Raw genomic sequence first — 23,560 nt, 5'->3', positions numbered from 1 at the left:
TTTAGCTTTTTCTAAGGCTATAAGCTGAGATTCTGTCAGAATATAACCTTCCTGGGCGACTTTAGCCTCTAATGCTTTTAAACGTAGTTGGAACGTTTGTAAGTTATGCCTGAGCCAAATACTACGAACTCCACCTGCTGATACAGAGAATCCCTTTTTCTTTAACTCATTGCTAACTCTTACTTGACCTAAAGCAGGGTTATCAATAGCTAAGGCTACTACCTGGTCTTCAATAGCTGTATCAATACGATTTTTAAGAATAGGTTTACGCCGAGATATTTCCTGTAAAGCTAACTCTCCACCTTGCTCATATAGCTCCTTAAAACGATAGAAACTATCCCGGCTATAGCCCATAATCTTACAGGCTTTTGAAACATTACCTAATTGTTGGGCTAATCCTAAAACTCCTAATTTGTTCTTAATGATTTTCTGCGATGTAGTCATAATTTAATCTTTTTATAATGTTACTGTTTTTATTAGTAACTGTCAGATTAAATCGTGACTATTTCACTTAATTATTAATTATTCATTCTTAATTCTTAATTAAAATATACTTGTCCAATCCGTTTTTACAATAAGTACTTCCTTCTTTCACAGCATCCCTGAAAATATCGGCGTTTATCGTTTCCCGGTCATGACTGCTAAGAGGATGATAGATATGATAAACAATTCCGTAAAATTTGAGGTACTGTTTCCTTATTCCGGAATTTATAAGCCGGGCAGCGATTTCATTATCTTCATACCCCCATCCTGTCATATCTTCATTATAACCATTCACAGCCAGTAGATCTTTCTTCCAGAATGCCATATTACATCCTTTCATATAATGAGGACTGTCTTTTTTATATCTGAAACGGAAATAGTTTGCCAATAGGGAAGACCGGCAGGCATTTAGTCTATTTCTCAGACCTTTGGTAAAAGGACTGATCGCAACAGATTTCCCGTGCAACAAATCCATACTTAATTCCCGCGTCATCATAATGCGGCTACCTGTGGCAAAGCATCTTTCCTGTGCCATTGTCAGGTGATCTTCGATAAAATGCTTATTCAATATCACATCGCCATCAATCTGAATAATATAATCTCCTGTTGCTTTTACAATTGCCTTATTCCGTATAACAGTAAGCCTGAAACCGATATCTTCGTGCCAGACATGAACAACAGGACAAGGGAAATTATTCCTTTTCACTTGTATATAAGTTGCTGTATCTTCTTTAGAACCATCATCAGCAATTACTACTTCATCCGGTAAAATGGTCTGCGAAGCAATACTGGACAAACACAGATCTAAAGCATCAGGCCAATTATATGTTGCAATTATAAGAGATACTTTTGGTTTATTATTCTTCATAGATACCTGTTTCTTCTTATATTCAATGACGAAAAATTTAATAACTTATCCAGTCCGTAAAGAAAAATAGAAAATCTTCCACAATTGAGATAGTTTTCAACTTCTTTCAACACTGCTTTTTTTACTTCTACTGTTTTAAAGTCCTTCGATGCGATAATGCGTTTTAAAAACCGCCCTTTGATGATAGAACTTTGCAGAGGGCTTAGGTGTAAATTATGTGAGAGATCTTCAACAATATATTTGCCTTCAGTAAAAATCAATCCCTCCGATTTGGCTCTCGGTGTGGCCTTATTAGAGTGTTGTCTGAAATAATTAAGTTTATCACAGTACCTGATTACTTCACCTTGAAGACATACACGATTCCAGAAAAACCAGTCGCCACAATACCTGTACTCTGCATACTGATTTCCAATCTTATCCAAGACAGACTTTCTGAAAAGTGTCATACTGGCATTGTAAATACTGTTATTAAATAGCATCCGCCCTTCAACGAAGGCTCTTCCTTCAAATTTATTTACAGTATATCTTTCTTCTTTATTCCTGTCCCAATCGTCAGATAATATATTGCCGTTCTCATCCACTGCATAGGAGCAACAAAAAGCAACATTACAATCAGAGTTAGACTCCAATAAAGGAACCATCTTCTCCAAAAAGGTAAGTTCGGAATAATCATCACTTTCCGCTATCCAGATATATTTCCCACGAGCCAAAGAGAAACCTTTCTGCCATTGAGCAAAGGTAGAGCCTGTGTTTATCTTATTATATACAGTCTGAGATACCTTATCGTTAGCTATATACTCATCAATGATACTACGACTATTGTCGGTAGAACAATCATCGAGTATAATCAGTTCAAAATCCCGGTAAGTCTGATTCAGGACACTTTCTATCCGTTGCCGGATATATTTTCCATGATTATATCCCGGAATGATGACGCTGACTATAGGTTTACCACCCTCCATTAATATTTTATTTGAGGTTCATCGTATTTATAAAAAGGGCTTCCATTTGATCTACAGAACACTCCCAATCATATTTTTTAATCGATTGGTATGCTCGCTTTGCCAATTGAATTCTCTCCTTTGGATTATCTATCAAATAGCTTATTTTATCCACAAGGGCATCTACATCTTCGGGTTTTACCAACAATGCATTTTCACCGTCAACCATATATGTAAGATGAGCCGGAATATCAGTACATACGCATGCGCAGCCACATGCCATTGCCTCCATAGGAGGCAAATGCCATCCTTCGGTTATACTTGTCGCTACATATATGGCAGCTTCATTATATAAAGGGATAATATCTTTTCTATCATAATAATATGTCACCCAATCGGGGATATACTCCGGCTTCTTTTCAGAGCTGAACATGATAACTTTCAAATCCGGATACTTTTTATTCAGCTCTACGAATGCAGCCACCCCATATTGGCACGCCTTATACTTCAGGCTTAGATATCTCATTATAATAGTTTTACTATTCCTGTTTTCAATAGAATCGGTTAATTCGTAGATACTCAGGTCTAAGGCGTTAGGAATGATCTCAACCTGATATTTGGCATAAGGAGAGACAATATCAAACAAATATGGTGAAATAACAATTTGAATCAACGGCAATTTGTATGAATCATGAACAAAATCTTCTGGTTCGGAAGTCATTATTGTTTCATATCCCTGAATAAAATTAAATTTAACTCCTTTAGACTGATTCAATTCAGATATATGATGCGCTGTTGCCCACCAAGTAGAAATACAAATATCTGCATCACGGATATAATCATCAGAGACATAAGGGATCATCTTACATTCTATATTATCCGGCAAATCGAACCATCTGGGACGCTCCCGGCCTTTCAGACTTTTTACAAAACACTTATATTTTAATGAAAATCTTGATTTATCATAGTCTTTCCCATAGTTTGTTTTTATACTATTATATATAACAATATCATGTCCACGGACAGATAGTCGTTTAGCATATTCATACATCACTTTCAAGCCACCACCCGCACGCGATCCAAAATAAGGAATAACAATGTTAATCCGAAGTTTCATATACTACTTTTTCAATTAGTTAATATTTATCCCGAATATTTCATCCAATTGTTTATAACGAACTTCGGGATTGAAATAAGCCTTATATAAATCGTATCCCTGTTCGCTCATTTTATCGTACAATTCGTGATTTTCTAATAACTCAACTATGTTCGATGCAAACTGATTTGCATCATCACTCACCAGGCACCCATTGTTTATCTTGTTTGGTAAACCGTCTATTCCCCTCAAAGTACATACGACGGGCAAGGCAAATGACATGGCTTCTATTACTTTTAGCTTTATGCCTGTACCTCCAAGCATGGGACAGATAGCGATTTTCGAATTGGCATAAGCCTCGGCCAGATTCTCTACAAATGGTATTTTGGTTATATTCGGATAGTTTTCGGGTATAAGATCGTTTATTTTACCTATTATAGATATTTTCAAACTTTTGGGCAATAGGGGATATACTTCAGACAAAAACCATTTAACCGACATCTTATTCCAATCGTTATCGCTGGCTACATAGATAATATCATTATTCTTTTCCATTCCCTTAGTTAGATCAAATGTATCGATATTAGATAAGGGCATGTTGGGTACTAGTCGGACTTTATTGTTCAGAAGATGATTATATACATATAATTCATCTACGGACACGGACCAAACCTCATCGAACCTATTCAACCGTTTCATTTCTTCTTCAAAAATACGGCCAAGCCTTTTTTTCTGTATGTTATATTCCTGCATTGCCACCAAATCATGGGTATCTACGATAGTATATGCACCTTTCAATAGATCCTTCTGCCTGATAAATTCCGCCCACCACGAATAATTTATCAATATATAATCATACTTATTCTCTTTCAATATTTTGTTGAACTGTTTACACAAGTAATGTGAAGAAAAATTTCTCAATGCAACATTATCTATTCCATGAAACTTATTGGCTAAATAATTAGGTATTTTATACAAAATTCTACGCACAAAATGCTTGCGTAATGGCTTTCTATTTAATATAAAAACTCGTTCAACCAAGCCTTTCTGCATTATTTTCTTGTCATCGGGATCTTCCCACGGAACAAATCCTTTCAAACCGCAATAATCGACTTTCATACCACGGTGCTTGAAGTATTTTAGCATAGATAAAATCCGTGTCATGTTTCCGGCATTCTGTTCCAATGACAGAATAGGCATGAAGTATAAAATCCTTTTCATTAAATGTTATTTGAATTGAACTGTAAAGGTAGTAAATAATACGAATATTTTCCCGGTCATGTAAGACTCAGTCTCTCCTAAAAACCATCACACATCTTCTTCGTGGTATAAGTTATAGGGTGCATCCGAATGGGTATTAGTTTTGCCCGAATAGTTTGCAGCAGTTATTATAACAGATTTTGCGTCTGAGATAATGCTATCTGTTCTATAAGAGGTATTTTCCGGAATAAAAATGAGTAATCCTGAGTAAAATTCAGTTCTTTCTATTTCCCTGTCGAAAGGAAAAAAGCTGATCTGCTTCATATCGTCACTGACCTCTACAATATGATTTCGAAGATAAATATCCGGATAGATGAATGTGTAGTGGGAAAAATAACGTTTCATTTAATTCTCTCTTCTTTTTTCGAAGAGTTGAGATCTCTTCCTCTATTTACTGACGGAGTTCGGTTCACCTTATCTCTCGATACAACAGGTAAATTATCTATTTTCCTGTCATTATTCCGAGAATTGGTTACAGGCGGCGGTGTCACCATTTTATCATTCGATAGGTCAGGTTTTATTTGAGTATCTGTAGCCGTAGTGATTTCCGGCTTATCCACAGGCTGGGCTAAAGGAGCGGTATTCGATGTTTCTTCCGATGCAGGCTTAATATCAGCGATTGAATCTATATATGAAATGTTGTATAATATAACATCCGACGATATACCTTTTATCTTATTCTTCACATGTACATAACCGGATATATTTTTCAACAGGCTATCAGCCAATTGCGGTTTAGCAAATATATAACGTCTGTTCTCTGCTATAGGTATGATTGTTTTCACCAACGTATCTTTATATGTAAAGAAGACGGCTGCTTCTGCACTTTGCAATGAACTCACACCCTGCACATCAAATCTTAAAGAAAACTTAGGCAAATCAATTGTTTTTATCTTATTCGAATCTATATCGAATGACATTGTAGGCGTTTGCTCATTCAGATAAGAAAGAGGAGGTACAAGATAGTTAGAATAACTACGACCCAACGCATTCGACCGGGCCGATGTCATTACATTGCTTGCCGCCCTCAAACGCGAAACAACTGAGTCGTTAATCGTATTATATATTTCTATATTATCCGAATACCATAGCAAAGAGGAATCGAGCTCTGCCTGTGTAATATTATACTTTTGAAGTATTCCGTTCAATAAAGCATCTTTCTTCTCATCATTGCTGAAATCCGAACCGCTCCGATATATGGCCTGAGCCAGTTGTATATCATAAAGAACATCTGTCATTTTATCCTCATGCATGACATAACGAGGCCTCCTCCCGCACGAGCTGAGAAGTACCACTATAGCCAGAATGAAATAAATGACTGTACGTTGTTGCATAATCAGGCTTTATCTTTTTTCTCCAAAGATACCGATAATGTCTTGCGATAGAAAATAAGAAGTATAAAAATACCGACCGTAATAGCTGAATCTGCAATATTAAATATAGGGCTGAAAAAGATAAAATCCTCACCACCCCATACGGGGAACCATGACGGGAATGTTCCATCTATAAGCGGGAAGTAAAGCATATCCACGACATTGCCGTGAAGCCAGCTCGAATAGCCTTCTCCCAACGAAACGAACGATGCTACATGCCCCTGATAACTGGCGGAAAATATCTCCCCATAGAATACACTGTCGATAATATTACCGAATGCTCCTGCCAGGATAAGCGCAATACATGCTATGTAACCGCTCTTATAACCCTGTTTTACTAATCTGTATAGATAATAGCCTATAAAGAAAATGGCCACAATACGGAATAACGAGAGGAACAATTTACCTCCCAGTTTCCAGCCAAAAGCCATACCGGGATTTTCCACAAAATAAATCTTGAACCAATTGGTAATCTCAATAGACTCGTAAAGAGACATATGAGTTTTTACCCAGATTTTGGATGCCTGGTCTATAATTATAATTAATGCAATAACTAATATTGCGATCAGCCCCCGATTTTTATTATCCATACAATTGATATACTAGTTCCGTAAAGAAAACGAAGAAAAAACAGAAATATCATTACATCTATTTTTTCTTCCTTTTCATCTACTGTTTCTTCCTTATTATTTTACTCCGCTATTCTTAGCCTCGATGCTTAAAGTAGCGTGAGGAACAGCACGTAAACGTTCTTTTGGTATCAACTTACCTGTTTCCCGACAAATACCGTATGTCTTATTTTCGATACGGATAAGTGCCGATTGGAGGTTTTGTATAAACTTCATCTGGCGTTGAGCCAAACGGCCGGCTTCTTCTTTCGATAGAGTTGACGCTCCTTCTTCCAATACTTTAAATGTAGGGGAAGTATCGGTAACATCATTGCCATCGGCATTTGTTATAGCCGCTCTCAATTCTTCGTATTCTTTCTTAGCCTTATTTAGCTTTTCGAGGATAATATCACGGAATTCGTTCAATTCCTCGTCTGTGTATCTTGTTTTTTCTGCCATAACTTTACGTTTTAAAAGTTAAACATCCTGTTTTAATTTTATTAAAGATAATCCTTTTATCTGACTTTATCTACAGACACCTGCAAAATATAATCATCCATGTCTATTTCCTGACCGTTTTCTACATTTCCAAGCTCTATATTATCCGCTAGCACCTGTGATGCTATATATGTCTTATATTCTGATACTGTACTTCTTATCTGCTCCTGATCAGATATTTTTATATTTATCCGGTCTGTTATATCAAAACCGCTCGATTTACGGATATTTTGTATACGGTTCACCAATTCGCGGGCAATACCTTCCTTTCGCAAATCTTCGGTTATGGTTACATCCAATGCTACTGTCAGCTTGCCTGCATTAGCGACCAACCAGCCGGGTATATCTTCCGATATTATTTCTGCATCAGCCAGTTCTATTGTAGCTGCCTGTCCTTCCACATCGAAAGTATAGCTACCGTCTTTTTCGAAGGCGGCAATTGCATCTTGCGGCATATTCTGCACTTCAACAGCCAGTTGCTTCATTATCTTACCATAACGAGGTCCCAGCTTCTTGAAATCCGGTTTTACTTTCTTCACAAAGATACCTTCCGAACCACCGACATATTTAAGCTCTTTCACATTCACCTCATTCAATATCAGGTCGCGTACGGCTTCTATATCCTGTTCCTGCTTATCGTTGAGGATAGGTATCATTATCTGCATAAGCGGCTGGCGTACTTTCACACTCTCTTTGCGGCGAAGCGCCAAGACTGCCGATGATATATCCTGTGCAATCTGCATACGTTCTTCCAGCGTTTTATCCACAACAGAAGCATCATAAGCCGGATAATCAGACAGATGTACCGATGGTGCTTTTTCTTTTTCTGTCACTGAAACCAGATCATAGAACAACTTATCGGAGTAAAACGGAGAGATAGGAGCCATCAGTTTTGCAACTGTTTCAAGACATGTATATAATGTCTGATAAGCAGACAATTTATCTTTTGTCATTTCTCCACCCCAGAAACGTTTTCTGTTCAGACGGACATACCAGTTACTCAGATTGTCGTTCACAAAATCAGAGATCGCTCGTCCGGCCTTTGTAGGCTCATATGTTTCGTAATACTCATCCACATCTTTTACAAGTGTATTCAGCAGAGATATTATCCAGCGGTCTATTTCCGGTCTTTCGCTTACAGGTATCAACTTTTCGCTAAAAGTGAAACCATCTACGTTGGCATATAATGCAAAGAACGAATAAGTATTGTATAATGTTCCGAAAAATTTTCGGCGAACCTCTTCTACGCCTTCAATATCGAATTTCAGGTTATCCCAAGGCGAAGCGTTGGTGATCATATACCAGCGCAGCGGGTCAGAGCCATATTTTTCGATCGTAGAGAATGGATCAACTCCGTTTCCACGGCTTTTAGACATTTTATTGCCGTTCTTATCCAGTACAAGGCCATTGGATACGACATTCTTGAAAGATATACTATCCTTCACCATCGTAGATATGGCATGCAGTGTGAAGAACCATCCACGGGTCTGGTCAACTCCTTCTGCTATAAAGTCGGCAGGATAAACTTTCGAGAACTCCTCTTCGCTTATATTCGGATAAAACACCTGTGCAAACGGCATAGCACCTGAATCGAACCATACGTCTATAAGGTCAGCCTCACGTTTCATCGGTTTGCCCGACTCCGAGATCAATACTATATTATCCACATATGGGCGGTGCAGGTCTATTTTCTCATAGTTAGCCTTATCCAGATTTCCTATTTCAAAACCCTTCCAAGGTATTTCTTTCATAAATCCTGCGTTGACAGCCTTTTGCATTTCTGCATAGAGTTCCTTTATGGAACCTATACATTTTTCCTCTTTGCCGTCCTCTGTCCTCCATATAGGCAATGGTGTACCCCAATAGCGGCTACGGCTGAGGTTCCAGTCCTGAAGATTCTCCAGCCATTTACCAAAACGGCCTGTACCTGTAGACTGAGGCTTCCAGTTGATAGTTTCGTTCAGCTCCATTAAGCGTTCGCGACTGGCTGTTGTGCATATAAACCAGCTATCGAGTGGATAGTACAACACAGGTTTGTCCGTACGCCAGCAGTGCGGATAATTATGCACCTGACGCTCTATCTTAAAGGCCTGATTAGCCAACTTGAGCATTACGCTAAGGTCTATATCGAGTGTATTGGCATCGGCAGGCAATGTATCGTCATATTCATTTTTCACATAACGGCCTGCGTATTCCTTATATAAATCTACATTTACATTTGTTTTCAAATATTCCGGATCGATGTCTTCGAGGCGGAAGTATTTACCGGTAAGGTCTACCATCGGACGTTGATTACCATCTTTATCCAAAAGCAACAAAGCCGGCACTCCATTTTCTTTGGCAACCTTGGCGTCGTCCGCTCCAAAAGTAGGCGCTATATGCACGATACCCGTACCATCATCGGTAGTTACGAAGTCTCCTCCCAGTACACGGAATGCACCCTCACCCGGGTTCATCCACGGTATCAGTTGCTCATACTCCATACCCACAAGATCAGAACCTTTCCACTCTCCTACTACTTTATACGGTATCAGTTTATCTCCCTGCTTATAATCTTCCAGTGCTACATCTTTTGCCTTTTCATTGAACATGCTGAACATAAGCCATTTTGCAAGTACAGCAGTCATTTTATTTCCTGTATACGGGTTGTAGCTCTGAACGGCAACATATGTGATATCCGCTCCTACAGCCAAAGCTGTATTCGAAGGCAATGTCCACGGAGTAGTGGTCCATGCAAGGAAATAAGCATCGCCAAACTGAGACATCTCTGCTTTAGGCGATTTGATCTTAAACTGTGCTACACAAGTGGTATCTTTTACATCACGATATGCTCCGGGCTGGTTCAATTCGTGTGTGCTGAGTCCTGTACCTGCGGCAGGAGAATAAGGCTGTATAGTATATCCTTTATAAAGGTATCCTTTCTTATATAATTCGTTCAGCAAGTACCAAAGCGTTTCTATATAACGGCTGTCGTATGTTACATAAGGATCGTTCATGTCTACCCAGTACCCCATGATGCGGGTCAGGTTTTCCCATTCTCCGGTATATTTCATCACTTCCTTGCGGCAAGCGTTGTTATATTCTTCTACCGATATTTTTTTACCGATATCTTCTTTGGTTATACCTAATTTTTTCTCAACAGAAAGTTCCACCGGTAGTCCATGAGTATCCCATCCGGCCTTGCGGTTGACCAGAAAACCTTTCATTGTCTTATACCTGCAGAAGATATCTTTTACTGCACGTGCCATTACATGGTGAATACCGGGCATTCCGTTTGCCGATGGAGGTCCTTCGTAAAAAACAAACGATGGGGCTCCAGTGCGTACATCCAGACTTTGTTGGAATATGTTCTCCTTATCCCACTTTTCTAATATCTCTTTATTGATATCAGACAAGTTAAACCGATTGTATTCTGAAAACTGCTTACTCATAGTGTGTATAAAACATGCATTAAAAAAATTGAGGGCAAAGATAATAAAAAGTTATGAGTTATAAATTATAAATTATGTGTAACTAAAGCACCCACACGAAATATATGTTTTTATGCAGAAAGTTTATCTATATGGATAGCCGGTAACCTTTTGCTGTTAGCTTATAGTTCTTTGAAAGATTGGGATAAGTAAGTGATGAGTATAAGTTATGGGTTAGCATCTGCATCTTCGCACGAACGTGAAAATACTATTTATTATTTACTGAAACATGTGTTACCTTTGTTACCTTTTGAAAGTAGTAAGTATTGAGTAATAAGTTGAAAGTTATATGAGATACGAGTAGACAAGACACGAGATACAAGTTGTTAACTGATAACTGTTGACTGATATTTCTGTTACCTTTGTTACCTTTTGGGAAAACCGTAGGGGCGAAACATCTTTCGCCCGTTAGTCATTGTGGGCGAATGTTTATTCGCCCCTACAAAAGCCATAAAATCCGTTACTTCTGTTACTTTTCAACCACACATAGTTAACGAATGCAAAATTATCAAGGTAAAAACAATGAAAAAACTGTCAGATGTGTCAGATTTTAACCAAATACAGTTAATAAATATGAATAAGTTGATGAATTATGAGTTTTAAGTACTAAGTTGAATTGTAGCGAAGCGTAAATAGACGGAGACAAAAACCGTATTTCTGTTTACTGTAAAGTCACTTGTGCGATAACCAAAACTAACGGCTGTCAGCTAATAGCTGAAATATGTGTAACCTTTGTTACTTTTTTATTTTTAACCACGGAGTAGAAGGAGTAGCACGGAGTTTTTAGAAGAAAAAGTGACAATAAAAAATTGTGTAAAAGTGTCAGGTTTGTCAACTTTTAACAATGCCTGAAACGTCCATGCAATGTTATATAGTGTTATCGCTATTTTATGTTAGCCGTTGATTCACTATTTTTGTTATAAAAGAATTATTCCATAACATGAAATTCCGGTTCAAATTCACAGCTATCGTCATCCTGGGCCTGCTCATATTGGTTTGCGGATATCAGGTATACTGGCTTGTTAATTTTCATAACGAACAATACAGGAAAATGGAAGCGGCCATAAAGAATGCAATGAACAATGCGGACTTTAAAGAAATAGCTATAAGGATCAACGACCTGCAAAACGACGGGGACTCTATACCCAGACAAAATCTGAATGGGATTATGGCCAGAAAACAGGAAAAAATGCCAGATGTAGTAGTCAGAATTAACAGCAGCAAAAAAGACGGAACCGTAATATGGAGCGATGCAAAAAAAATGAATGTATCTATCCAGCAAGGATTTCATTTAACTATAGACTCCTTAAAATCCATAGATATAGCCAGATACGACAGCCTTCTACGAACAGAACTCAATCAGTTGGAAATCCATATACCTTATTATCTTGAATATACTACTAATATAAATGACAGCACCCTATCGCCATATGCAAAAGATATAGATAAGAGTAAGTATAAGAAATATGTATTTACATTCAGCGATGATAACAAGGAAGCATATATCGTATATATGAAAGAGCCTCAATGGTATATATTCAGAGATATGATCGGACTGATCTGTGTATCCATACTAATGATTGCTTTATTAATTGTGTCTTACATTTATTTATTGAAAATAATACTGAGGCAAAAAACAATAGACGAAATAAAGAGTGACTTTATTAATAATATGACACATGAGCTTAAAACACCTATAGCGATAACTTATGCGGCTGTAGACTCATTGCAAAACTTCGGGATGGCGGATGACCCAAAAAAACGGGACGAATACCTGACAATATCCCGGGAGCAATTGATGTACCTGAATAGTCTTGTGGAACAAATTCTTACCATGTCGGTCGAAGAAAGGAAAAACCTGAAATTATCGACTGAGAATATCTCCCTGACTGAAGAATTTGAAAATCAAAAGAATAAATTCTACCTCAATAACACAAAGCCGGTTTTTATCGACATTGATGTAAACCCCGAATATCTTATCATAGTAGCAGACAGGCTGCACTTTGGCAACATTATAAGTAACCTGATAGAAAATGCCATCAAATACTCGGATAAAAGTGTACATATAAGATTATCCGCGTACAGGAAAGATAATAAAACAATCATTTCGGTTACTGATAACGGGATCGGAATTCCCGGTAATGCTTTAGATAAGATTTTCGACAAGTTCTACCGGGTTTCTACCGGAAACATACATAATGTGAAAGGATATGGACTGGGCTTGTCCTATGTGAAAACGATTGTGGAAAAGCATTGCTGGGAGATAAGCGTAGAAAGTGAGGAAGGGAAAGGTACCTGTTTTAAAATTACGATCATATGAAGATAAAGGTATTGCTAGTCGAAGATGAACCGGCTCTGGCCATGATTATAAAAGATGCTCTCGAAAAAAGGGAGTTTACGGTCGATTGCGCGGCAAACGGAAATGAAGGGCTGGAAATGTTTCATAAATTACATCCCGATATTATTGTAGCCGATATAATGATGCCAAAATTAGATGGGTTCAGTATGACTCAACTGATTCGTCAGACCGACAAGCATATTCCGATCCTGTTTCTTAGTGCCAAATCGAAAACAGACGATGTAGTACAGGGTTTTGAAATTGGCGGCAACGATTATCTGAAAAAGCCATTCGGCATGGAGGAACTGATTGTTCGCATAAAATCCTTACTCAACCGTGTACAAAACGAAGTGCGAAAAGAAAAGATATACCAGATTGGAGAATATACATTCGACCCTGTACAGCAAAGGCTTTTCCATCCGCAAAAGGTAGAAGTATTATCGCATCGTGAAGCATCCATACTGGAACGCTTATGTGCAAATCAGAACAATATAGTGGAAAATAAAGCCGTATTACTGGAATTGTGGGGCGATGACAGTTTTTTCAATACACGCAGTCTGCATGTATTCATCGTGAAGCTGCGAAAGAAATTATCGTTAGATGCCCACATTCAGATTATTAACATCAGGGGAATAGGATATAAAATGATCTTTTAGGCAAAACAAAGACTCTCCGAGGAATCCTCATCAGAGAGCCGGGAAATGTAGTGTGTAATATATTGAATAGAGTTGTTATCGTCCAAACCGGGAAGTATCTAGATCCTCTACCTTCGGTTTCTTGTAATTTCCAAAACGATAAGTAAAGGATAGCTTAAAAACCGGGGCATTGGGCTTTATATTCATCGTACTGTATTGATTCATATAATCGATCTTTGTAGTCTGCTTACCGCTTTTGAATACATCTTCTACACGGAACATTAATTCGGCCCTACTATCAAGGAATGTCCATTTGGCACCGGAAGCAACGTTCCACATCCGCCCTATATCGTATATGCCCTGCAATGCCCCGTGCATATAAAAGCCCGACACATCCAGTTTTACATCAGGCTTAGATGAGATATTAATCGTATTTCTCAACTGTACCACAAATGAGTTCTTTGACCGGGTGTATGGCACATTGTAAAAATCATCATCTTTTTCTTCCTGTCTGATAAGATTGACAGTCGCTCTTGTATCCCAAATTTTATCAATCTTTAGAGGTACGACAAAGAATACACCGAACTGCTTTTCATAATTCAAATTTACCATTTGGAAAACGTTCTGAAGAGCTTCCCGCGATTGGTATGGCAACTGAATATAACGGTCGGGCTTATATTCGTAATACCCGCCTATCATATATTTCTGATTCATTATAAAGTTGAGCTGAGTCTTGTAATTCCTAGAAAACTTAAGTTCAGGATTACCTTGCACCATCGAATAAGCATTTATCCTGACCACATCATTACTTAATGCCCAATAGGGAGGGTAGCTAATATCAGAAGAGAATGATAGCTGCAAAATCCGCCGAGGGTTATATGTATAGGTCAAATTTACATTGACAAAGGGCTGAAAATCGTTCCAAAGAGTTTTCTTTTCTCCCATAATATCAATTGTAGCCCTGAAATAGTTTGCAGACAAAGAAGCCTGAGCCGAAAGTTTATCCCCGAAGGACTTTGAGAATCCGGCAAAAACAGATGCCGAATATTCTTTCTGCATACTATTGTTTATAGAATCTACAGCCTGCCCTTCCGGGTTCCGGTAATAGTCATACAGATTGTTATTCTTCGACGAAGAGGTATTTCCTCCGTAATCCAGTCTCCATTCATTCTTTAGACTTATACTATGATTGATAAAGGCAACTACTTTATCCACCTTTTGGTTGGTCTTCGTCTTAAACACTGTCTGCAAAACATCTCCGTTGGAATAGTCCGAATACTTTTCAGTTGCAGGGTCCCGATAGATTGTATAATCAACTCCCATATTCAGGTTTTTGTGTGAGTTATACTCTATTTTCATATTATGAAGGTAGCTGTTCCCATCCTTGTTACTCAGGGAAGTAATATCAGAAAAAGGGTTCTTATCTTTCAGAAAGACTGTTTTAGCCGCCGGCTTAGAATCCGTATCATCTATAGCTGTAGTATAAACAAGCCTAAATTTGTCTTTATTGGTAAATGTATACCCCAATCCCAACCTCAGGTTCAAAGCTTTCCTATCAGATTGAAACCTGTTTTGTTGTGTAATATCATAAGTATGACCGTCAAAGTGATGCATTGCATACATGTCATTCAGCCCCCAACCCTTCGACTGCCCTAATCCGACTGTAAGATCAGCATTAAACGAAGGTTTTGTATACAACAAATTTCCTCTTAATCCATATCCGGCATAAAAAGCCTGTTTGTATTCTGCATTTCCCTCACCTTGTATCGTTGGTGTTCCGGCAGTCTGGCCTTTCAGTATTATATTTATAGCCGCTCCCCTTATATTATACTGAGGTGGAGCACTATACATTATTTCTATATCAGACACCCGCGATGCAGGAATAGACTTCAGTAAATTTACGATTTGATCTTTACTCATACTCGTCTGCTGCCCGTTTATAAGTATTGTATATCCCGAACTTCCAATCAATTGCAACTCATCTCCTACTCCGGTTACACTGGGTACATTCTGCAAAGTCTCAAAGGCATTCGATACTGCTTTATCCTTTACCAGTTGAGGTATATCATATACCAGTTTACCATCTACAGCTTTTACCACAGGACGCTCTCCACTAACAACCACTTGATTCAGGAGCTTACTTAAAGATAGTAAAACAAAAGGGGCTAGCTCGACACTGTTATTTATTGAGACAGAATGGTTTTCTTTTTCATAGGCCATATGTTGTAAAACTAAAATATAATTTCCTCCCGGTATATCATTAAATTCAAATTCACCAAGAGTATTAGAAATCACCGTTTTTAACAAAAGGCTATCGTCTGCTTTTTGCAAAACACAAACGACAGCCTCCACCGGCAGATTGGATTCATTCATCACACCCCCCCTTAACGAATAGCTTTGAGAAAATCCCAATGGAGAGATAAAGAGCAGGAAAACCCACAATAATTGTTTCATATTCTCATTTTAACTTCTGATGATACAAATGTAAACGCAAGTGTATATACTCAATACTTCCTTTATGCTATTTAGTGTTATCAAGTGTTATCTGTATTACAAATAAAAAAAATTAACAAATATTTTAACATTCAATTATAATCCCTATCTTTGACCATTGGTTCAGAACATTATATAGACACAAATATGCAAGATTCTTTTAAAAACAGGGTAACTAAATTCTGGAAATCCTTTTCAGAAGAAGAATACCAAATTAGGGAAATGATGGATAATAAAGTTGAGGGAGAGACTCTTCTCAATTTTGTGGATAGTATTTTACAAATTGCTTTTAATAAAGTTTATTTCGAAATGGGAGTAAACAATGAAGGCAAGTATGAACTCATTTTAACGCCTGAAGGAGATCGTACCCGGCTAATGCTGTTGCATTACTGGCTACAATATGCACCACAGCATTTGCTGAAATATTGGAACTTTTATTCAACAAAACCAGCTCATGGCAAACCTGGTGCAATAATAGATATGTTCGACATCAGAATTGGGGAAGACGATATAATCATCTACCCTGAAATGGATAATGACAAAAGCAAGGTAAACATAGAATTGTATAGTCCCAAGTTGATGGCATTGGATGAGAACAAACGTTATTCAATGTTCTTCATCTACCTCGATCAATTTATTGGAGAATTGTACACAATGGAGTACATCGGGTATATTGACTTTGTGGAAGAAAAACAAAATAAAAGATCTTCGACAATATCTGATCTCAAACCATTCATAGATAAAGCGATTAAAGATCATGGCTGGCCAAAATTCGATAACCCTTGTGAAATATATAGCGGTTACAGGATGGAGCCTACCGAAAATGAAAACTGGAAGTTGCGTGAAGATGTATTCTCGGGTTATACCTCATGCACTCCGTTATTAAATGATTATTACAACGGAGAAAACAAACGATCTGACGAAGCTAAAGAAAACGGGGTTGTCTTCGGCTTCCTTTTCTTCGAGAACATCAATATCCCCCGGGAAAATGTTGTTAATTTCAGAGGTGAGATAGAAGATAAAATCACTGCTGCTACCAATCCTTATGGTTTAGCCAATAGTCTGGGAGGTGCTACAGGTTTTCATTTTTCATATATTGATTTCATTATATACGATTATGAAGCCTTCATCCCCATAGTGAGAGAAATATTATCCGGCTATAAACTTGAAGAAACCGGATTCTCTGATTTTACGGCCGAAGCTAAACCGCTTATATTTAATTGACTAAAAAGAAGTGCTCTATGGTATTTATTCCCGGAGCATTTTTCTTAAAAAGAATTATCTATATACTAAAAATAGAGAATAGCTGTTACAGGATAAGAAAACAGGAATAGTTAGAGATTGTTATCTTTTAGTTAAAATAAGCCTTCACAACTTAAATATTCTGACCTTTATCAGGGTTCAAAACTTTTTATTCTACTTTTTAAAACAAAATCATTACTTTTGCGGTTCAATTAGAAAAAATAACTTTCTGAATAGGTATAATTTAATTCATCCTGATAATACAAGATAAGCCTTAATATATGCAAAAAAATTTAGTAATTGTTGAGTCTCCTGCTAAAGCCAAGACCATAGAAAAGTTTCTGGGCAAAGATTTTAAAGTTATGTCCAGTTATGGACATATCAGAGACCTGAAGAAGAAAGACTTGGGGATAGACTTGGAGAACGGCTATACACCTTTATACGAAGTTCCGGGTGACAAGAAGAAGGTGGTAGATGAACTAAAAAAGGCTGCCAAAGAAGCCGATATAGTATGGCTGGCTTCCGATGAAGACCGGGAGGGAGAAGCTATATCCTGGCATTTGTTCAAAACATTGAAGCTTGATGAAAAGAAAACAAAAAGAATCGCATTCCACGAAATAACCAAGGATGCAATCCTACATGCTATAGAAAATCCCCGACAGATAGATATAAATCTTGTAGACGCGCAACAAGCGCGCCGGGTGCTCGACCGCATTGTAGGCTTCGAATTGTCCCCTGTACTTTGGCGCAAAGTAAAACCTGCCTTATCGGCAGGACGGGTACAATCTGTAGCTGTGAGACTTATCGTAGAACGGGAACGTGAGATACAGGCTTTTCAAAGTGAAGCATCTTATCGTGTTACGGCTGTATTCGTGAAAAAAGAAAACGGAACAGAAACAGAAATAAAGACAGAATTAAGCAAACGCCTGAAAACAAAAAAAGAAGCACTTGACTTTCTTGAGAAACTAAAAGAAGCCAGCTTTAAAGTAGAGGACGTGGAAACAAAACCGATGAAGAAATCACCGGCAGCACCGTTTACTACATCAACTTTACAGCAGGAAGCATCCCGCAAACTGGGTTTTCCGGTATCATTAACGATGATGGTTGCCCAGAAGCTATACGAATCGGGAAAGATCACCTATATGCGTACCGACTCGGTAAACCTATCGGGGCTGGCCATAAATACAACAAAAAACGAAATAGAATCCGTTTACGGAAAGCAATATTCCAAAGTACGTCAGTTCTCTACTAAGAGTAAAGGTGCCCAAGAGGCCCACGAGGCCATTCGCCCGACATATATGTCAGAACATACAGTATCCGGCACAGCACAGGAAAAGAAACTATACGACCTCATTTGGAAACGTACTATCGCATCTCAGATGGCAGACGCAGAATTGGAAAAAACAACTATTACAATAGGCATATCCAATAATAAAGAGCTTAAATTCTCGGCTGTCGGCGAAGTCATCAAATTCGACGGATTCCTGCATGTATACCTTGAGGGGACAGACGATGAAAACATTGATAGCGAAAGCAGCTTGTTGCCTCCTGTAAAACCTCAGGAAGCAATGGATATGAAGGAAAGTGTTGCCACAGAACGTTTCACACAGCGTCCCAGCCGTTACAGCGAGGCCTCATTGGTTCGTAAATTGGAAGAACTTGGTATCGGACGCCCATCCACATATGCGCCGACGATCTCGACAATCCAGAACCGCGAATATGTAGAAAAATCAAATATAGAAGGTACCGAACGTCAATACAACATATTGACACTGAAAAAAGATAAAGTAGCAGATTCCCAAAAAACCGAAATAACAGGAACAGACAAAGGAAAGTTGATTCCAACCGATACAGGTATGGTTGTCAATGACTTCCTTACAGAATACTTTCCTGACATACTGGATTATAATTTTACTGCCAATGTGGAAAAAGAGTTTGACCAGGTGGCTGAAGGAGAAGAAAACTGGACTAAGCTGATAGATAAGTTCTACAAGGTATTTCATCCGGTCGTAGAATCGGCAACCAATATGCAAACCGATCATAAAATTGGAGAGCGCATACTGGGTATCGATCCTAAATCGGGCCGTCAGGTTTCTGTAAAGATAGGCCGGTTTGGGCCTATGGCACAGATCGGTGTGCAGGAAGACACAGACAAACCTCTTTTTGCAGGATTGCAAAAGACTCAGTCGATAGCCTCTATTACGCTCGAAGAAGCCTTGAGATTATTCGAACTTCCCCGTTCAATAGGTGAATTCGAAGGTAAAGACGTTAGTGTCGGTACAGGCCGGTTCGGCCCGTATATCAAGCATGATGGCAAGTTTATATCGCTGCCTAAAGGTTATGATCCTTTCGAAGTAGATATTGATATGGCAATTCCCCTGATTACCGACAAACGGAAAAAGGATGCAGAAAAGGTTATTAAGACCTTTACAGAAGATACCGACCTGCAAATACTGAATGGTCGTTATGGCCCTTATATAGCATATAAGAAAAGCAATTTCAAGATACCGAAAGGTACAGCACCTGAGAGCCTGGACTTTGAAGCATCAATGAAGATCGTAAATTCTACTGAAGAAAAATCTGCCAAGACCAAAGGAAAAGCGAAAAAGAAATAAGCGGTAATAACCCTGTTTGTTCTTAAGATTATTAAAATACATTGAATGAATAAGATCTTAGAAAAGATATTCGGGTATAGGGGATATAGGATTATAATCCCCCTGATAGATTTGGCTGTGATTTACGGCTCATACATCTTAGCCTTTTATCTATTCAAAGATGCTTTGGATAATTTTACGCTCAACTACAATGCTTTTAAGGCGAGTATACCTTTCATTATCATTAGCTATCTTATTCTAAGCCACATATTCGAACTTGACAAGCCAAAAGACTTTACTCTTTTTGGAGTTGGCTACACTGTTGTATTGGCAGTAGGATCGCTTTTATTTACAACAATGGCTATCAGCTTCTTTATCCGGGAATTTGCATTTCCCCGAAGTATACTTTTGGCTGGTACCATCTTTCAGCTTGTAGTCATAACCTTCTGGCATCTATTTGCCAGCCGTATGTATTTCCGGGTAAACAAGGGAAAATCGGTACTCGTCATTGGTTATGAAAAGTCTCAGGCACTCGCCTATAAACTACTGGAATCGAGAGGAATGTGGTCTCAGATCAAGCATGTCTGTTCGCCGGCATATCCTAAAGTGTATGAACTGATTGACGAATGTGATATTACATTCATTACAGAAGACGTAGAAGAATCATTGAAGCAGGAAATAATACTTTACTGTGTTGAAAATAACCATACGGTTCTCTATCAGCCAAAAAATCTGGAGATTCTCCAATTTAACGCCAATTTCCTTCAAATAGACGATTCTCCTGTATTAGATGTCAGAGAATTCGGTCTTTCGCAAGGAAGTGAAACAACTAAAAGGATCATCGATGTTCTTTTAGGAAGTATGGCACTCGTTATATTCTTCATCCCGTTTGTATTTGTTTATCTGGCTCTGAAAATAGGAGGAGGTACGGCTTTTTATGTACAGGAAAGGATTACCCGTGACAATAAGGTATTCAAAATATACAAATTCAGGACAATGGTTGAGAATGCCGAAGCCATTTCCGGTCCTGTATTAGCTCAGGAAGTAGATAAACGCATTACCAGACTGGGTCATATACTGAGAGCGACACGCCTGGACGAAATTCCTCAGATATTTAACATCCTTATCGGGGATATGAGTATTGTTGGCCCACGTCCCGAACGTCCGTTTTTCGTTGAACAGTTTTGTGAAGAAATGCCTGAATATAAGCTCCGCCACAGAGTAAAGGCCGGACTGACAGGGTTGGCTCAGGTTCAGGGAAAATATAATACTTCCGTAAGAGACAAATTAAAATATGACTTGTTGTATATCAATGGTTATTCTCTGGCTCTCGACATAAAGTTAATCATGCAGACACTGAATATATTACTCCGTAGCAATAGTACGGAAGGAGTTAAAAGTGTAGAAGAACTCGGTGATGAGATAGAACATCTTACCAGACGCTAAATACATATTCTCTTATGACTGATTTTCAACAATTAATAATAAGCCGGCGCAGCACTCGTAAATTTACGGATGAGCCGCTTAGCCCGGAACAGGTGGAAACGATAATGAAGGCTGTATTGATGTCTCCTTCTTCTAAAAGTGCCAATCCGTGGCAATTCCTTTTGATAGAAGATAAGGAAATGCTGGATAAGCTGTCGTATTGCAAAAAATCGAGTAGCAGATTAATTGCCGGATGTGCTTTGGCCATTGTCGTACTAGCCGACCCTCTGACCAGCGATGTATGGATAGAAGACTCTTCTATAGCATCCATCATGGTACAGTTACAAGTTGAAGACTTAGGCCTGGGCAGTTGCTGGGTACAGGTACGCGAACGATATACGATGAGTGATACTCCATCTGATGAATATATCAGGGAACTATTCGACATCCCGATGCAACTCCAAGTCTTATCTGTAATAGCAATAGGACATAAAGCTCAGGAGCGTCCGCCTTTCGATGAAGAGAAGCTGCAGTGGGAGAAGATACATATCGGTAAATTTAATATAGACCAATTAGCCGAATAAAATTATGGCAACAAGTTCGAATAAAGCATCCAACGACCGTCTATCTTACGGAATAACCATCCTTATCTTCGGTGTATTATTCTTATTAGACAAGCTAGGGTTTCTCAGGCAGATACCTTACGGACAAAAACTTATCAGCGTCGGTGTATTCTTCCTTATAGGAGGAATCGTCTTTCTTATTACACAACCAAAAAAGATGCTTGGCTGGATATTTCTGGGAATAGGCATCATACTTAATGCCGACTTGTTCTTCGGCTGGCTGAGTAATTATTCCAATCTGATAGTCCCATTAGGCCTGATTATAGCAGGTGTAGCAATGGTACTGACCGCAAAGAAAAACTGATGAGAATTGTATTCATAGGTGCCGGAAATGTGGCTACCCATCTGGCTAGGGAACTGTATAGAAGATCCTTTGATATCATACAGATATACAGTCGTACTTTGGAGGCTGCATCCGTCTTAGCTGAACAGGTACATGCTGTCCCTACTACAGACATCGCTTCGGTAATCAATGATGCCGATTTGTATATCTTTTCGGTAAAAGATTCTGTACTGGACAGTATAGCTTCTCAATTACCCAAAAACGATGGCATATGGATTCATACCGCGGGAAGCGTACCTTTAGATATATTCAGTAAATACGCAGGTAGCTATGGAGTAATCTATCCATTTCAGACATTCAGTAAAGACAGAATTATAGAATGGGCTGATATTCCTGTTTTTGTAGAAGCATCCGATACAAAAAGTCTGAATATATTACACGCTATCGCCAGCCAACTATCGGGTAAAGTATCTGAACTATCCTCCAAAGACAGGAAATATATACACCTGACCGGCGTATTTGCGTGCAACTTCACCAATCATATGTACGCTCTGTCCGAACTATTCCTGAAGAAAGCGAATCTTCCCTTTGAGGTAGCCTTACCTCTTATAGATGAAACCGCATCGAAGGTACATTCATTAACTCCCGGTGAAGCACAAACCGGCCCCGCCATCCGTTACGACAAGAACATCATTGACAAGCATATGGAAATGATAGAAGATGAGAAGATAAAGGAAATATATAAGCTGATAAGCGAAAATATTCACAGAATGAGCTAATCGGTAAATATACTACTACCAGCCGAAAGCTTCCTCACTCATCCATTTACCATGTACTTTCATTACCTGCTCTATTATATCACGGGCGACTCCATGCCCACCTTTGCAATGTGAAATATACCGGGCTATGTTTCTTATTTCATGTGCTGCATCAGCTGGGGCAACAGGCAATCCTACCGATTGCATTACATGATAATCAGGTATATCGTCACCGGCATACATAATCTCTTCCGGCTTATATCCTGTCCTCTGAATATAGTCGTTAAAGTCGTGTATTTTAATCTTCGACTTCATATAGATATCTTTTATCCCCAAGCGAGAGAAACGCAGTCTTACAGCCTCCGTATCGCCTCCTGTAATGATTGCTACACCATATCCATGTTTAACAGCAAGGTTTATAGCATACCCGTCTTTTATATTCACCATACGCATCGGCTCTCCCTCAGAAGACAAAGGAATAGAATCGGGGGACAAAACCCCGTCTACATCAAATATAAATGCCTTAATCTTACTAAGGTCATAATTTACAGTACTCATATGTATAAATTTTA

The 23,560-nt window shown here is 38.5% G+C and carries 20 protein-coding genes; 8 read left to right on the top strand and 12 right to left on the bottom strand.

The annotated features are described in order from the left end of the window. The 10 genes from HMPREF9455_RS01010 to ileS form a co-directional block, all read right to left on the bottom strand. The coding region (locus HMPREF9455_RS01010; RefSeq protein WP_006797697.1) for a helix-turn-helix domain-containing protein at positions 1-444 on the bottom strand (444 nt) is incomplete at its 3' end. 88 nt (positions 445-532) lie between these two features. Beyond that, a complete protein-coding gene (locus HMPREF9455_RS01005) occupies positions 533-1,351 on the bottom strand; it encodes a glycosyltransferase family 2 protein (RefSeq protein ID WP_006797696.1) in 819 nt (272 codons plus the stop codon). Next, positions 1,348-2,313: a glycosyltransferase family 2 protein gene (locus HMPREF9455_RS01000; protein ID WP_006797695.1), complete on the bottom strand. Its 966-nt coding sequence runs from the start codon at positions 2,311-2,313 to the stop codon at positions 1,348-1,350. The genes HMPREF9455_RS01005 and HMPREF9455_RS01000 overlap by 4 nt, the downstream gene beginning before the upstream one ends. A gap of 7 nt (positions 2,314-2,320) precedes the next feature. Continuing rightward, the gene (locus tag HMPREF9455_RS00995) at positions 2,321-3,409 is read right to left on the bottom strand and encodes a glycosyltransferase family 4 protein (protein ID WP_006797694.1); all 1,089 of its coding nucleotides are present in this window, start codon (positions 3,407-3,409) and stop codon (positions 2,321-2,323) included. A 15-nt stretch (positions 3,410-3,424) separates the two neighbouring features. Next, positions 3,425-4,609, bottom strand: coding sequence for a glycosyltransferase (locus HMPREF9455_RS00990; RefSeq protein ID WP_006797693.1), 1,185 nt, complete (start codon positions 4,607-4,609; stop codon positions 3,425-3,427). 87 nt (positions 4,610-4,696) lie between these two features. Continuing rightward, on the bottom strand, positions 4,697-4,993 hold the full coding sequence (locus HMPREF9455_RS00985) for a hypothetical protein (RefSeq protein WP_006797692.1): 297 nt from the start codon (positions 4,991-4,993) through the stop codon (positions 4,697-4,699). Beyond that, positions 4,990-5,982, bottom strand: coding sequence for a DUF4296 domain-containing protein (locus HMPREF9455_RS00980; RefSeq protein WP_006797691.1), 993 nt, complete (start codon positions 5,980-5,982; stop codon positions 4,990-4,992). Before HMPREF9455_RS00980 ends, HMPREF9455_RS00985 begins: the two co-directional genes overlap by 4 nt. A 2-nt stretch (positions 5,983-5,984) precedes the next feature. Beyond that, a complete protein-coding gene (locus HMPREF9455_RS00975; RefSeq protein WP_044215296.1) occupies positions 5,985-6,611 on the bottom strand; it encodes a lipoprotein signal peptidase in 627 nt (208 codons plus the stop codon). Between the two features lie 96 nt (positions 6,612-6,707). Further along, positions 6,708-7,088: a TraR/DksA family transcriptional regulator gene (locus tag HMPREF9455_RS00970; protein WP_006797689.1), complete on the bottom strand. Its 381-nt coding sequence runs from the start codon at positions 7,086-7,088 to the stop codon at positions 6,708-6,710. A gap of 56 nt (positions 7,089-7,144) precedes the next feature. Beyond that, on the bottom strand, positions 7,145-10,558 hold the full coding sequence (ileS, locus tag HMPREF9455_RS00965; protein WP_006797688.1) for an isoleucine--tRNA ligase: 3,414 nt from the start codon (positions 10,556-10,558) through the stop codon (positions 7,145-7,147). Positions 10,559-11,537: 979 nt separating this feature from the next. Between ileS and HMPREF9455_RS00960 the strand changes: the two genes are divergently transcribed. Both HMPREF9455_RS00960 and HMPREF9455_RS00955 read left to right on the top strand, forming a co-directional pair. Beyond that, complete coding sequence (locus HMPREF9455_RS00960; RefSeq protein ID WP_006797687.1) at positions 11,538-12,917, top strand: sensor histidine kinase; 1,380 nt, start codon at positions 11,538-11,540, stop codon at positions 12,915-12,917. Next, on the top strand, positions 12,914-13,591 hold the full coding sequence (locus HMPREF9455_RS00955) for a response regulator transcription factor (protein ID WP_006797686.1): 678 nt from the start codon (positions 12,914-12,916) through the stop codon (positions 13,589-13,591). Before HMPREF9455_RS00960 ends, HMPREF9455_RS00955 begins: the two co-directional genes overlap by 4 nt. A gap of 75 nt (positions 13,592-13,666) precedes the next feature. Here HMPREF9455_RS00955 and HMPREF9455_RS00950 read toward each other — a convergent pair whose 3' ends face one another. Continuing rightward, a complete protein-coding gene (locus tag HMPREF9455_RS00950) occupies positions 13,667-16,024 on the bottom strand; it encodes an outer membrane beta-barrel family protein (protein WP_006797685.1) in 2,358 nt (785 codons plus the stop codon). Between the two features lie 186 nt (positions 16,025-16,210). On the opposite strand from HMPREF9455_RS00950, the gene HMPREF9455_RS00945 reads away from it, so the two are divergent. From HMPREF9455_RS00945 to HMPREF9455_RS00920, 6 genes are all read left to right on the top strand, one after another. Next, positions 16,211-17,287 (top strand): hypothetical protein, encoded by a 1,077-nt coding sequence (locus HMPREF9455_RS00945; protein WP_044215295.1) that lies wholly within the window; start codon positions 16,211-16,213, stop codon positions 17,285-17,287. A 299-nt stretch (positions 17,288-17,586) separates the two neighbouring features. Beyond that, the gene (gene topA, locus HMPREF9455_RS00940) at positions 17,587-19,920 is read left to right on the top strand and encodes a type I DNA topoisomerase (RefSeq protein WP_006797683.1); all 2,334 of its coding nucleotides are present in this window, start codon (positions 17,587-17,589) and stop codon (positions 19,918-19,920) included. Positions 19,921-19,965: 45 nt separating this feature from the next. Continuing rightward, entirely contained in the window at positions 19,966-21,345 is a 1,380-nt protein-coding gene (locus tag HMPREF9455_RS00935) for a sugar transferase (protein ID WP_006797682.1), read from the top strand. A 14-nt stretch (positions 21,346-21,359) separates the two neighbouring features. Next, a complete protein-coding gene (locus HMPREF9455_RS00930; RefSeq protein ID WP_006797681.1) occupies positions 21,360-21,908 on the top strand; it encodes a nitroreductase family protein in 549 nt (182 codons plus the stop codon). 4 nt (positions 21,909-21,912) lie between these two features. Then, a complete protein-coding gene (locus tag HMPREF9455_RS00925) occupies positions 21,913-22,251 on the top strand; it encodes a LiaF transmembrane domain-containing protein (RefSeq protein WP_006797680.1) in 339 nt (112 codons plus the stop codon). Next, the gene (locus HMPREF9455_RS00920; RefSeq protein WP_006797679.1) at positions 22,251-23,009 is read left to right on the top strand and encodes a Rossmann-like and DUF2520 domain-containing protein; all 759 of its coding nucleotides are present in this window, start codon (positions 22,251-22,253) and stop codon (positions 23,007-23,009) included. The genes HMPREF9455_RS00925 and HMPREF9455_RS00920 overlap by 1 nt, the downstream gene beginning before the upstream one ends. 15 nt (positions 23,010-23,024) lie before the next feature. Here HMPREF9455_RS00920 and HMPREF9455_RS00915 read toward each other — a convergent pair whose 3' ends face one another. Next, a complete protein-coding gene (locus tag HMPREF9455_RS00915) occupies positions 23,025-23,546 on the bottom strand; it encodes a KdsC family phosphatase (protein WP_006797678.1) in 522 nt (173 codons plus the stop codon). Between the last annotated feature and the right edge of the window lie 14 nt (positions 23,547-23,560).

The organism is Dysgonomonas gadei ATCC BAA-286 (genome assembly GCF_000213555.1).
GTDB lineage: Bacteria > Bacteroidota > Bacteroidia > Bacteroidales > Dysgonomonadaceae > Dysgonomonas > Dysgonomonas gadei.
This window is presented reverse-complemented; position numbering and strand designations above follow the sequence as displayed.

Excerpts from the sequence above, each read along its gene's own strand:
- HMPREF9455_RS01005 (WP_006797696.1), bottom strand. The coding sequence starts at position 1,351 with ATGAAGAATAATAAACCAAAAGTATCTCTTATAATTGCAACATATAAT.
- HMPREF9455_RS01000 (WP_006797695.1), bottom strand. The coding sequence starts at position 2,313 with ATGGAGGGTGGTAAACCTATAGTCAGCGTCATCATTCCGGGATATAAT.
- HMPREF9455_RS00995 (WP_006797694.1), bottom strand. The coding sequence starts at position 3,409 with ATGAAACTTCGGATTAACATTGTTATTCCTTATTTTGGATCGCGTGCG.
- HMPREF9455_RS00990 (WP_006797693.1), bottom strand. The coding sequence starts at position 4,609 with ATGAAAAGGATTTTATACTTCATGCCTATTCTGTCATTGGAACAGAAT.
- HMPREF9455_RS00985 (WP_006797692.1), bottom strand. The coding sequence starts at position 4,993 with ATGAAACGTTATTTTTCCCACTACACATTCATCTATCCGGATATTTAT.
- HMPREF9455_RS00980 (WP_006797691.1), bottom strand. The coding sequence starts at position 5,982 with ATGCAACAACGTACAGTCATTTATTTCATTCTGGCTATAGTGGTACTT.
- HMPREF9455_RS00975 (WP_044215296.1), bottom strand. The coding sequence starts at position 6,611 with ATGGATAATAAAAATCGGGGGCTGATCGCAATATTAGTTATTGCATTA.
- HMPREF9455_RS00970 (WP_006797689.1), bottom strand. The coding sequence starts at position 7,088 with ATGGCAGAAAAAACAAGATACACAGACGAGGAATTGAACGAATTCCGT.
- ileS (WP_006797688.1), bottom strand. The coding sequence starts at position 10,558 with ATGAGTAAGCAGTTTTCAGAATACAATCGGTTTAACTTGTCTGATATC.
- HMPREF9455_RS00960 (WP_006797687.1), top strand. The coding sequence starts at position 11,538 with ATGAAATTCCGGTTCAAATTCACAGCTATCGTCATCCTGGGCCTGCTC.
- HMPREF9455_RS00955 (WP_006797686.1), top strand. The coding sequence starts at position 12,914 with ATGAAGATAAAGGTATTGCTAGTCGAAGATGAACCGGCTCTGGCCATG.
- HMPREF9455_RS00950 (WP_006797685.1), bottom strand. The coding sequence starts at position 16,024 with ATGAAACAATTATTGTGGGTTTTCCTGCTCTTTATCTCTCCATTGGGA.
- HMPREF9455_RS00945 (WP_044215295.1), top strand. The coding sequence starts at position 16,211 with ATGCAAGATTCTTTTAAAAACAGGGTAACTAAATTCTGGAAATCCTTT.
- topA (WP_006797683.1), top strand. The coding sequence starts at position 17,587 with ATGCAAAAAAATTTAGTAATTGTTGAGTCTCCTGCTAAAGCCAAGACC.
- HMPREF9455_RS00935 (WP_006797682.1), top strand. The coding sequence starts at position 19,966 with ATGAATAAGATCTTAGAAAAGATATTCGGGTATAGGGGATATAGGATT.
- HMPREF9455_RS00930 (WP_006797681.1), top strand. The coding sequence starts at position 21,360 with ATGACTGATTTTCAACAATTAATAATAAGCCGGCGCAGCACTCGTAAA.
- HMPREF9455_RS00925 (WP_006797680.1), top strand. The coding sequence starts at position 21,913 with ATGGCAACAAGTTCGAATAAAGCATCCAACGACCGTCTATCTTACGGA.
- HMPREF9455_RS00920 (WP_006797679.1), top strand. The coding sequence starts at position 22,251 with ATGAGAATTGTATTCATAGGTGCCGGAAATGTGGCTACCCATCTGGCT.
- HMPREF9455_RS00915 (WP_006797678.1), bottom strand. The coding sequence starts at position 23,546 with ATGAGTACTGTAAATTATGACCTTAGTAAGATTAAGGCATTTATATTT.